Source organism: Bartonella sp. TT110JLCBS (assembly GCF_042193405.1).
In the GTDB taxonomy this organism is placed as follows: domain Bacteria; phylum Pseudomonadota; class Alphaproteobacteria; order Rhizobiales; family Rhizobiaceae; genus Bartonella.
Window position 1 is genome coordinate 1 of sequence record NZ_JBHILT010000074.1, and the last position, 2252, is coordinate 2252.

Sequence of the window (2252 nt, forward strand, 5' to 3'; positions counted from 1 at the left end):
AAGCTGCTTCAAACTCTTCTACTGGATAACCAACCCAAAAAGCTAATACCGTTAAGTCCTTTAAAATAGGTTCACCAATATGGAGCATTAGAAGTCGCAACATGACATAGATACATTTCTCAGTCGGCGACAAAAAACCAAGAGTAAGAAGCCATCTGTCTGCAAAAAGCCTCGTCCATGGTAATTTAATGGACATACCCCAATTCCCTTTCTTTAACTAAATATAAAATTGCTAAAGCATCTGCTTCATTATCATCTTTCGGATTGTGCCCTTTTGCACGCACCGCCTTAATCATCTCTTCTTTCGACGCATTCCCCTTGCCTGTCGTCGCTTTCTTAATCGTACTTACTGGTATCCCCTCATACGGTATCTGATGCTGTTCACACCACGCCGTTAACGTTGCTAACAAACCACCGTAAACATGCGCTGCATCTGTACCTTTATGACGCCTCACCTCTTCAAAATACACCACGTCAATTTGACCTGCTGTCTGCTTTATTTCTGATAGCCATTGCTTAAAACGCAAGTAACGCATCCCACCGCCTTCAAAACGGCGTGATTGAAAATTCACGGTACCACTGAATATGTCACCACTTGCACCACGTATCGCCCACCCCGTTTTGGTACCTAGATCAAAACAAAGAATCGTGTTAATCACAGCGCCGCTCCATACACAATGTGTTATACAGAGAAATAAAGAAATCACATATTACAGCGGGTGTTGAACGCCGCAAAGAAAAACCAACAGCTGCCCAAAATTTTCTAAAAGCACTTAATGGACTTTTTAATTGGGCGATCGATCAAGAACTTCTGGAGAATAACCCAACTTTAGGAATAAAAAGACCTCCTCTCAACAACAAAGATGGATTTGCTGTTTGGACAGAAGAAGATGTTGAAAAATATTATCACCATTGGTCACATGGTTCACATGAACGCGTCTGGATTGATATTCTTCTTTACACGGGTTTGCGTCGTGGTGATGCGGTACGAATTGGTTGGAAAGATGTCAAAGATAATATCATTCATCTCAAGACAGAGAAAAGTAAATTCCAAACAGATGTTTTTCTACCCATTTTGCCTGAATTAGCAGAAACTCTAAAAATTGGTCCTATTGGAAATGAAACATTCATTTGCGGAAAAAACGGAAATAAACTCGTAAAAGAAAGTTTTGGAAACTTATTCCGTGAAGCGTGTAATGCGGCGGGAATCAAAAAATCAGCACATGGCTTAAGAAAATTAGCAGCAACACGCGCCGCTAATTCAGATGCAACAGTATCACAACTCAAGGCAATTTTTGGATGGACCGACGACAACATGGCATCTCTTTATACAAAAAGCGCAGATCGCAAAAGGCTAGCTATAGAAGCGATAAAAAAGCTCCAAAAAAATGAGGGATAGTGCTATAAAAAATATTAATGGAATCAATAATGATAAATTTCCCCCCATATCGCAATAACTCATTTATTTTATTTAAAATTATTGAATCTCTGGGGCACCATTTTTTTGTAAATAAATTTTTTATTTTACACATACTTATGAATGAATTGGCTTTTAAAACCTTGTCTGTTAAAGTTTATGCTTTCTGCCTCTGCATAATTTAGCGTTTTTAAGTTCTATTCTTGAAAAACTATGCAATACCTTAACAAACTATCTATTGATCTATGCGTATTACTCAATAATTTTTTCTTCCATTCTAATTAACTTTTTGCTTATCCCACAGAAAAAGCATTATAAATATACCTAATTTCCAGTCATATCTGGAAAGACAAAATAATTCAAAAATACACGACCGGAATTTAATATAATTTATCAAACATTTATTATTATTACGAAAACGTTCGTTAGAACTTAAAAAATATTGCTTTGTGAAAAATTTTTAAACAGAAAAAAATGATAAAGATCATAATTACCTTTCATTTTTTCAGAAAAAACTATCATGTTTAAAAATGAAACTTTTAGATAACACACTCAAAGAATTAACTTATGAAGAATTATTTTAATTGAAACTTAAATAGTTTTACAAAGAATGCTTTAAAATGCGTATTAAAATGATTGACCTTTTGCAAGAAATTTGTCAAAAGGCATATCTAGTTTGGAGGGGTGGCCGAGCGGTTTAAGGCACCGGTCTTGAAAACCGGCGTGCAGGAGACTGTACCGTGGGTTCGAATCCCACCCCCTCCGCCACAGCACTTTTATAGTGCTATAACTTTTTGATTTTATATGACTTTTTTAAAGGTTCGGGATAAATAAA

General features: G+C 36.1%; 1 protein-coding gene, 1 tRNA gene and 2 pseudogenes. 2 read left to right on the forward strand and 2 right to left on the reverse strand.

Translation table 11 applies throughout. The features are described from left to right. Both ACFILW_RS09435 and ACFILW_RS09440 read right to left on the reverse strand, forming a co-directional pair. A pseudogene (locus tag ACFILW_RS09435) lies at positions 1-196 on the reverse strand (hypothetical protein); the annotation flags it as partial. Continuing rightward, entirely contained in the window at positions 186-659 is a 474-nt protein-coding gene (locus ACFILW_RS09440) for a crossover junction endodeoxyribonuclease RuvC (RefSeq protein WP_375685673.1), read from the reverse strand. The pseudogene ACFILW_RS09435 and the gene ACFILW_RS09440, both read right to left, overlap by 11 nt. Before the next feature lie 8 nt (positions 660-667). Here ACFILW_RS09440 and ACFILW_RS09445 point away from each other — a divergent pair. Beyond that, positions 668-1399: pseudogene (locus ACFILW_RS09445) on the forward strand (tyrosine-type recombinase/integrase); the annotation flags it as partial. Between the two features lie 696 nt (positions 1400-2095). Next, positions 2096-2185: transfer RNA gene (locus tag ACFILW_RS09450), tRNA-Ser, on the forward strand. Positions 2186-2252 lie beyond the last annotated feature (67 nt).